11 protein-coding genes and 1 pseudogene are annotated in these 8,706 nt (G+C 65.7%); all 12 read right to left on the minus strand.

All coding sequences use genetic code 11. From position 1 onward, the window contains the following. Window positions 1-375: 375 nt before the first annotated feature. A complete protein-coding gene (locus QZ588_RS17065) occupies window positions 376-1,236 on the minus strand; it encodes a class I SAM-dependent methyltransferase (protein ID WP_295544203.1) in 861 nt (286 codons plus the stop codon). Between the two features lie 4 nt (window positions 1,237-1,240). After that, window positions 1,241-2,716 (minus strand): cytochrome P450, encoded by a 1,476-nt coding sequence (locus tag QZ588_RS17070; RefSeq protein WP_295544204.1) that lies wholly within the window; start codon window positions 2,714-2,716, stop codon window positions 1,241-1,243. 396 nt (window positions 2,717-3,112) lie between these two features. Continuing rightward, entirely contained in the window at window positions 3,113-3,247 is a 135-nt protein-coding gene (gene pufA, locus QZ588_RS17075; protein WP_295544205.1) for a light-harvesting antenna LH1, alpha subunit, read from the minus strand. An 86-nt stretch (window positions 3,248-3,333) separates the two neighbouring features. Then, the gene (gene pufB / locus QZ588_RS17080; protein WP_295544206.1) at window positions 3,334-3,477 is read right to left on the minus strand and encodes a light-harvesting antenna LH1, beta subunit; all 144 of its coding nucleotides are present in this window, start codon (window positions 3,475-3,477) and stop codon (window positions 3,334-3,336) included. A 173-nt stretch (window positions 3,478-3,650) separates the two neighbouring features. After that, window positions 3,651-3,842: a light-harvesting antenna LH1, alpha subunit gene (gene pufA / locus QZ588_RS17085; RefSeq protein ID WP_295544207.1), complete on the minus strand. Its 192-nt coding sequence runs from the start codon at window positions 3,840-3,842 to the stop codon at window positions 3,651-3,653. Window positions 3,843-3,918: 76 nt separating this feature from the next. After that, window positions 3,919-4,062 (minus strand): light-harvesting antenna LH1, beta subunit, encoded by a 144-nt coding sequence (gene pufB / locus QZ588_RS17090; RefSeq protein WP_295544206.1) that lies wholly within the window; start codon window positions 4,060-4,062, stop codon window positions 3,919-3,921. Window positions 4,063-4,188: 126 nt separating this feature from the next. Beyond that, window positions 4,189-5,508 carry a photosynthetic reaction center cytochrome PufC gene (pufC, locus tag QZ588_RS17095; RefSeq protein ID WP_295544208.1) on the minus strand — a complete coding sequence of 440 codons (1,320 nt, stop codon included), beginning with the start codon at window positions 5,506-5,508 and terminating at the stop codon, window positions 4,189-4,191. Continuing rightward, window positions 5,505-6,479, minus strand: a complete 975-nt coding sequence (gene pufM, locus QZ588_RS17100; RefSeq protein ID WP_295544210.1) for a photosynthetic reaction center subunit M — start codon at window positions 6,477-6,479, stop codon at window positions 5,505-5,507. The genes pufC and pufM overlap by 4 nt, the downstream gene beginning before the upstream one ends. 12 nt (window positions 6,480-6,491) lie before the next feature. Further along, on the minus strand, window positions 6,492-7,316 hold the full coding sequence (gene pufL, locus QZ588_RS17105) for a photosynthetic reaction center subunit L (protein ID WP_295544211.1): 825 nt from the start codon (window positions 7,314-7,316) through the stop codon (window positions 6,492-6,494). Window positions 7,317-7,422: 106 nt separating this feature from the next. Beyond that, window positions 7,423-7,614 carry a light-harvesting antenna LH1, alpha subunit gene (pufA, locus tag QZ588_RS17110; protein WP_295544213.1) on the minus strand — a complete coding sequence of 64 codons (192 nt, stop codon included), beginning with the start codon at window positions 7,612-7,614 and terminating at the stop codon, window positions 7,423-7,425. Between the two features lie 156 nt (window positions 7,615-7,770). After that, on the minus strand, window positions 7,771-7,914 hold the full coding sequence (gene pufB / locus QZ588_RS17115) for a light-harvesting antenna LH1, beta subunit (protein WP_200240624.1): 144 nt from the start codon (window positions 7,912-7,914) through the stop codon (window positions 7,771-7,773). Window positions 7,915-8,136: 222 nt separating this feature from the next. After that, a pseudogene (locus QZ588_RS17120) lies at window positions 8,137-8,706 on the minus strand (chlorophyllide reductase subunit Z); the annotation flags it as partial.

Here is an 8,706-nt window from a genome sequence, read left to right on the forward strand (position 1 = left end):
CCGCCAGCGCCTTGAGTTGTGTCGCCTCCAGCCGGCGCAGATCCGCCGGGCTGTCGATGCCGGCGAGCAGGGGGTAGGCCTCGGGTGGTGATACAGGCGTCGTGTCGGTCATCGTTGTGGTGACCTCGGGTCGGTCGATAACCCGTAAAGCCTAGAGCAACGGCACGTCGGACGGCACCGTTGGACTTGTCCCGCATCAAGCAAAGGCTTCATGCCGCGGTCATTCGCCGCTGCACCCGACGGCCGGAGGGACGCGATTGACCGCCTTCCGTCCAGCGCTCCAGTAACAGGCGCCGATTCGTGCTGCGTTCGAGTCGCAATACCCGGGGCCAAGCCAGGTCGACAGTCCTCGAGCGGGGGCGCGAGACGTCGGGCTCAGGCGGGCACCAGCGCCAAATGGGTGACCGTCGCCAGGGGACGCCCACGGGCCACCGCCGCCGGTAGTACCGTGCGCAGGCGCCGGCGCCACGGCAGCGGCGCCAGCAGATTCGTCTCCGACCGATGCGCGAGTCGCGGCGCCAGTTGCACATAGTCGCGGGTATCGGCGATGCCAAAGCGAAACCGCACCCGTAACCGCCGAAAGCCATCGCCGAAGCGCGCGAAGGCCAAGAGCGCCGGGTGATAGCTGTCCACCAGCAGGTCGCCGCCTCGGGGCGCCAGCGCCGTCAGGCGACGCAGGACCTCAGCCACCGCGGCTGGATCGAGATAGGGCAGGATGCCTTCCAGCATGAACACGGGCGGCTCGTCCCCCAGATGGCTCCCCAGCGCATCGAGCCCATGCGGGAGCGTTACACCCAGATGATCGATGCCCGGCATGGGCGGTAGCAGGCGGTCGCGCAGGGCGATCACCTCAGGCAAGTCCGTGCACAGCCAGCGCGCCTGCGCCGTGCCCAGGCGCTGCGCCAGTGTGTCGAGGCCGCAGGCCAGCACGACCACCGGGCGCGGGCGCGGCGCCGCCTGCAGTAACGAGCACAGCATGCGCTCCAGTACCACGGAACGGACGATACACAGGCGCATGGTGAAGCGGTCGCGGCCGACGTCCCGCTCGTCCAGCCCAAGCCGACGCACAAGATCCTGGGCGACAGCATCCTCGAGGTGCACCTCCGGCAGCAGCCGCGCGGCATGGGCGCGCCCGTACAAGGGAATCAGGAGGGTGCGGCTGACACCGGCGAGCGTCCGTGCGGCGGCGGCATCGCAACCGGCGCGGCGTCCGGCATCCGCAGGGCGCCGGCTCATGGCCTCACCGGGCCTGCACGCGCACGAGCAGGGGTGCGGATGGCACCAGCATGCCGGCGAAGCGCGGCGGTACCGGTGTTGCGTCAGAGATGACCGTGCGCAGCCGGAAGGCACGGAGCACCCCCGCCAGCACCAAGACCCCTTCCAGCAGCGCAAAGCGCCGGCCGATACAACTCCGCGGCCCGCCGCCGAAGCCGAGATGATGCGCCTGCATCATGCCGTCGGTGCTGAAGTCTGTGAAGCGCCGGGGGTCGAACCGTTGCGGCTGCGGCCAGTGCCGGGGGTCATGGTGCAGCGCCGGAATGCTCAGCAGGAGTTGGTCGCCGGCGCGTATCCGGTAGCCCCCCAGTGAGTGGTCCGCCGTGGCCTCCCGCAGCAGGATGGGCGGCTGCGGATAAAGCCGCAACGCCTCCAACAACACGCCGCGGGCGAGCGGCAGCTGCGGCAGATCCTCCGGGGTTTGCGGCAGATCCGGGACCGCATCGACCTCGGCCTGGACGGCTGCCTGCAGGTCCGCATCCAAGGCCAGGTGATAGACCGCCCAAGCCAAGGCGATGGCGAGGCTGTGGTGACCGGCGATGAGCATGGTCATGAGCTCATCGCGCATCTCCCCGGCGGAAAAATGTCCGGGATCGCGCCGGCGCTGTTGCAGCCACTGTCCAAGCAGATCAGGGGCCACCTCGGTCTCTGTGAGCACCTCGCGTCGTCGCGCGATGATGTCGTCCAGGATCGCATTGGCCTCGGCGATGCGCCGACGAAAGCGCAGGTTGCCCGGTGTCGGCCACGACAAAGGCGGTGCGGCAAGCGCACTACCATGGCGGACCAGCTCATCGAGCAAGGCGTGGATGACACCGCTGACACGGGTGACTCGGCCCCCCAGCATCTGCGCATCATCACGCATGCCGAAGATGCTGTCCAGCAGACTCACCAACGTGGTGTGCGACAGTTCGGTGACCAGATCCACGGGCGTGTCGGCACATGCGCCACGCCAGTGGGCGCAAGTCCGTGCCACTGCCGCGTACATGGCCGGCACATAGCGCGGCAGGCTGCCGGCGGCCAACGCCGGATTCGCGAGACGCCGATGCCGCTTCCACAGCTCGCCATCGTTGATCAACAAGCCCTCTCCGGTGATCGCACCCAGCCGACGCATCAGACTTGCCTTGCGATACACCCGCGAGGTATCCCGCAGGATCTCGCGCATCAGCGCCTCGTCGCTCACCTGCAACAGACGGAATCCGGCGGCATCCAGGCGCACCAATGGCCCTGCTGCAGCGGCGTTACCAAATAGCCGCAGCAAATCTCGCCGCAGCAATGGCGCTAGTGAGCGATGCAGGGGTAATTTGGGAGGACGCAGCGGGGGGGATTCGCGAGTGCCTCGCCGGTTGGATTCAGCACCGGCTTCGGGGTTTGCGGCATGCGCCGACACCGACGCGGCCGCCGTGTCCACCGCGGACTCGGAACTGCTGAGACGCGATTGCATCGGCCGCTATCCACTCCACAGAGCACAGACTCATACCGCGGCCCGCCTCGGCGTCCAGCCTGCCACGGACCATTGAAGCCGGGCGTCACCAGCTACGCGGCGCCATACCCACTTGGGGGCGGCACAGAGTTACCATACACCCGAAGGGGTGGCAGCGACGTTGTGTCGCCGCCCGCACCCCCAAGTGAAGAATACGTGAAATACGATTGGATTGCGGCACCCGGCTGTACCCACAGCGGGGCCGCGCTCGGGCTGCCAGGCGGCGCCGGATGCGCCGCCAGCCGGTGGTGGCTCAGCGGCTGTGGACACTGGTGCTGCGCCGCAGCGTAGCACCAGGCCGCTCAAGCCGCGGGCACTGCCGGAACCGGCTTCAGCCGATCGACCCGACCAAGCGACTCAGACGCCGCCGAGCCAGTTGAAGTCGGCGCTGCTCAGCAGGATGAAGTGGATCAGCAGGGCCAGAATCAACAGGAAGCCAAAAAGGGCTACCAGCGTCCTGCGCGGGTCGAAGATCTGCCAGATCTTATGCATGTGTCATCTCCGAGTGATTACTGTGGCTTGCCGCACAAGTTACTGCGGTGCCACTGAGGTTGTGGTTGAGCCAGGAAAGGCGCGGATTAGAGCCAGGGCCGCCAGAACCAGGCCAGCAGGTGCGCGAAAGCCGCGACGCCGACGAAGCCGGACATGCTCTGTACGAAGATGCCGTGGAATTCCTGCGCCTCTTCTTCGGTCAGGCCGGACAGGCTTTTCTCTTCAGCCATGGATTACCTCCAGTTTGCTCGATCGGCCTTGAAGGCCGTTACCGCGACGGTCCCCCGCGGCGGGGTTGCCCAAGGGGCGTGCCGGCAGCGCTTGCCGGTTGCGAGGTTGCAGCGCCGGGAAGGCGCTTCGCCCGCGGCCATGGACGCACTGGCGCCGGCCGCTCAGGCGATGGTCAGTTGATGGTTCTCGCCGGCGGCATCGCCGACATGTTCGACACCGGCGCCTGTGCGGTTTGGGTGCTGATCCAGTTGTAGCCCGGAGACATCAACAGGATGAAGTGGATCACCAACGCCAGTGCGAACAGGAAGCTGAACAGCGCCATCAGCGCCCGGCGCGGGTCGAACCATTGCCAGATTCGATGCATGTGATTCCTCCGCTGAGGACGTTATGGACGGCGAGCACGGACCCGCCGCCGTAGTTAGAGCAAAGGTGACGTGCCGTTACAGCCAGGGGCGCCAGAACCACGCCAACAGGTGCGCGAAAGCCGCGACGCCGACGAAGCCGCTCATGCTCTGCACGAAGATGCCATGAAACTCCTGGGCTTCTTCTTCGGTCAGGCCGCTCAAGCTTTTCTCTTCAGCCATGGGTATTACCTCTGTTCGTCGAATGGTGGTCGGCGGCGAAGCCGACGACCGGTTTGGACCGGGCGCTCCCTCACCCGTGAGGTCCTGGTCTTGTGCCGGATCTCGTGCCGGTACCCAACCGCTCGCCTAGCGCGGGGCCGGGGCCGGCGGGTACTGCAACGGCGCCGGCGGATACTGCATCATGCTCGGCGGCGGGTAGCGCAGTTGCGGACCGGACGATGCCGCCGGCGCGGCAGGCTCCGCGGGCGCCGGCTGTGCCGGCGCTGCTGCGGCGGGCTCGGCCTCGGGCGCGGACTCCGCCGGCGGTGCTGCGGCTTCCTGCGCCGGCTGCGCCTTCGCCGGGGCCGGCGCCGGAGCCTCCATGGGCTCGGCCTTGGCCTGCGTCGACGGTGCTTCTACGACGCCCTCCTTCGCGGCCTTCACGGCTTCCAGGCCGCCTTCAGGCAGTGGCTGCGCCAGGGACGGGTAGTCCTTCAGCATCTTGGCACCATAAAGGGGCTTGTAGGCGCCCTGATGGCAGGTGGTGCAGTAGATCTTGTAGACATCACCCAGCGGACCCTTGCGGCTCGCCGGAATGATCTCGGATAGCGGCACCACGTAGTCGTTGTTCATCTCCCGCACGTGCCGGATGGCATACCACGCTGCGGTGCGCGGCGGTGCGCTCTGATCCCAGGAATAGAACGAACGGCTGTTGTGACAGTAGGTGCAGTTGACACCGAGCGATGACGACATGTGCATCATCAGACCATAGGTCCACTCCGCCTGCTTGATGGAGCTGCGATTACCCTGTGGCAGCACCGTCTGTCCAATCACACGAATGTCGTTGTCCTGCAGCAGATAGGGTGTGAATGGATCATAGGGCAGCGACGCATAGGCCACCGACTTGGAGGCGACGTTCTGCCCCGTCGGCGCGATCATGGATGGCTGCCCCGGCCCCGGATCACTGGTCCAGACATATTCCGGCACCGGCTGGCCACGATGGCAGGTGTAGCAGGTCACACCCGTATCCGCGACATGGTCCTGCCAGTTCGCGTTGGTGGTCTGCGTCATCTGGATCATGCGCCGCGCCACGACCTTGGTATAGATGCCGTCGTACTCGAAGCCCTCGTTGACGTGGCAGTAGTAGCAGCCCTGCTCAGGAGCGACCCAATTGGTCATTGCCACCATGATGCGGTTGAACTCGGCGACGGTCAGCTCACCCAGTACTTGTACGTTCTTGTACAGGTCTTTGGCCTTTGGGCCGCCGGGTGCGGCTGCCGGAATGGGCTCCGGCGGCACGTTCGCATCCAGCGATGCCTGCAGCCGATCGGTGTTGTAGTTGGTCTGCATCGCGAGACCGCGATAGCCGTTCTGCACCACCTCCGGCGGCGGTGCCTCGCAGCCGGCGAGCAGCGTGGCGATACCGACGCCCGCCAGAGCCAGTGCTTTGCCATTCAGCATTTTCATTGCGACACCCCCTGCAAGAGGCTCGGATCCTGGAGCGTCAGCTCAGACGGATAAGGCGCCACGATGCCGTGCTTGATACCCCACAGGTACCAGTTCTCCACGACCGTGCCCGTCAGCAGAATGCCGATGCCGGCGGTGATGACCGTCAGCACTGCGAACCACCAGGCCCAGCGATGGATGGATTCCATGGTCGCGTTGAAGCCCATGGTCCAGCGCCACAGCAGCATGGCACGCTCCGCGGCGGTCCCGCGGTCGGTGATCTGGTCGATCTCGCGGTCGCCGCCGTAGCGGGACACGGCCAGGATGGTGCCGCCATGCATCGCGAACAGCACAGCCGAGCCGTACAGGAACACGATGGAGAGGGCATGGAACGGGTTGTAGTAGAAGTTGCCGTAGCGGATCGAGATCGCCGCAGTCCAGTCCAAGTGCGGGAAGATCCCGAACGGCACCGCCTCACCCCAGCTGCCCATCAGCACGGGCCGGATCAGACCCAGCGTCAGGTAGAAGAAGATCGCCGCCGCGAACGCCCAGGCCACATGCGTGCCGGTGCCGAGCGCAATCGCACGCTGGTAAGTGCGGATCCACCACAGGATGATGGCCGCGGTGAGGAAGAAGCCGGCCATCAGCCACCAGCCACCGTCGCCGAGCGGCGGAATGCTGAGCCCATAGGCGGGCGGTGGCGGCTCCAGGGCGAGCCAGAAGAAGTTCTTGACGAACTCGATCGGACTCCAGTTCACCGACGCCAGCATGTTGAAGCCGATGATCTCGATGGCGATGAAACCGCAAACCAGGGAAGCCACCCCGGCGAAGCCGAGATAGAAGGGGCCGATCTGCGCATCGCCGACCTTGCCGATCCAGTAATTGAAGACCGGCTTGCCGAGTCGTGGCATCTCGCCCTTCGGGAGCGGGACACCGGGGTAGCCAGGCTCACGGACCTGGAGTTTCGTGAAAATGTTTTGATATTCGGCCATGTCGGTGTCCTCTTATGACCAGAACGGTAGCTGCAGCCACCAGTTCCACCACTCGGGCCACCCCTTGGTCCAGAACGGGCCGCTGAGCACGATGCAGACGGCGCTCCAGAAGCCGGCGTTGATGGCCAGGAACAGGCCCAGGCGATGGATTGCCAGCGCGCCGATGGAATACCCGATGAAGTCGCGGAAGAAGGTGTTCTCGTGCTCCGAGGTCTTCACGGGCTCACCGTCTTGCGGGTTCACCATCGATAGAATCAGGGAGCCGTGTAATGCCAACGCCAATGCGTTCGTGAAGAAGAACGTGATGGCGAGCATGTGCGCGGGGTTGTAGTGGAAGTGCAGGTACTGGTAGCCCACGTTCGACACCCAGTCCAGATGACTGAAGATGCCGTACGGAAAGCCATGACCCCACGCACCCATGAGCACCGGGCGGATCACCACCAGCGTGACATAGGCGAGGATCGCGAAGCTGAAGGCGAAGGGCACGTGCAGTCCGATGCCCAGCTTACGGGAGATCTCGACTTGGCGCAGGGCCCAGGAGACGAAGGCACCGATGGCGCAGATGGTGATGATCTGCCACAGCCCACCCTCGGTGAGCGGTGCCATCATGAGCCCGTAGCTCAGATCCGGTGGCGCGATATTGATGCGCCAGACATTCCAGGTGGGCCCGATGGCCGCACCCCAGATGATCAGCAGCGTGCCCAGCGTGGCGAAGAAGACCGACGTGACTCCGAAGAAGCCGACATAGAACGGCCCCACCCAGAAGTCGAATAGATCCCCGCCTACCAAGGTACCGCCACGGACGCGGTATTTTTTCTCAAAACTCAGCATGGCCATTATGAATTCCTCTGCTTGGGTGCCGCGGGGGATGTGCAGCACCCGCGTCGCGAGCTTGACGGCTGCCACCAGCCCGGGGCGGCAGCGCCGTCACTGTTCAGGCCCCCTACATCTGCTGTGGCACGGCCGGCGCGGCTGCGGTCTCGACCGCCGGAATGCCGTCTTCCAGCCAGTTGAAGTCGGTGGTGCTGAGCAGAACGAGGTGGATCGCCAGGGCCAGCACAATCAGGAAGCCGAACAGGGCGGTCAGGACGAAGCTCGGGTTGAAGATGAGCCAGATCTTGTGGATTGCGTTCATGCGTACTCTCCGGGTTACGGGTTGAGTCGAGCCAAATGCATCGCGGGCATGCGGTACTCAGGCGTGGCCCTGTCGGTGTCCTCTACGGACCCTCGGGCGCCGGACGACTGCTGCGATGCGGTTCAAGACGATGATGCTCCTCGGGTTCATCGGGGCTCAGAGCCAGGGGCGCCACATCCAGGCCAGCAGGTGTGCGAAGACCGCCACACCGATGAAGCCGCTCATGCTTTGCACGAAGATGCCGTGGAACTCCTGAGCCTCTTCTTCGCTGATACCGCTCAAGGACTTATCGTCTGCCATGGTTTAACCCTCCAATGAGGTTCAAAGGGCCGTCAGGCCGGCGGCACACGCTGCTGCGCAGCCGCGGGGCTGCCGGAGTCCGGCTCCGGCGGACCGACCAACCCGCAGCGCGGGATGGACAGACCTGGCGAACGTTCGGTCGGCGCACGATGTGCAGCGCGACCGATTGATCGCGGCGTTGTGCCGCTGCGCCGCGCCCAGCACGCAGATGGGCGCGAGCGGTCATGCGGCACGACCACCGCTGAGCGCGTCGCGTGCAGCACGGACGCGCGCAATCGTGACCTGCGCCTCGCCGGCGTCGCGGGCGGCCTGTTCGGCCGCATCGCGCAGCCGCTTGGCCGCGGAGATCCGTGTCAGCACCGGAAAGGCCTCCAGCAGCCGGTCCAGGTGCAGCTTGGCCTCGGTGTCCCAGGGCAACTGGCGGTTCTCCGCCGCCAGGCGTGCCGGCGTCGCATCCACCTGATCCAGGTCGGTGCCGAGGGGCAGGATATTGAACAGCGCATCGAACAGGGCGTTGCAGACCTCCTGCACCAGGTAGGTCGCCCCGGCATACCCCATGAATGGCGTGCCCGTGTGGCGGCGGATGATGGTGCCGGGCAAGGAGGCCGGCAGAAAAGCCGCGCGTCCGCCGATCTCAGCGAGGTACATGCGCTCGTTATAGCCACCGAAAAGGATCAGCGGCGTGTTGTCGTGGATGGCCGCGCGCACCGCATCGTTGTCCGGCTTGTGGCCGGGCCGGCGGGCGAAGGCGAAATTGCAGGGTAGCCCCAGCTCGTCCTCCAGGAAGTGGCG

The sequence above is a fragment of the uncultured Thiohalocapsa sp. genome (assembly GCF_913062725.1).
Classification (GTDB): domain Bacteria; phylum Pseudomonadota; class Gammaproteobacteria; order Chromatiales; family Chromatiaceae; genus Thiohalocapsa.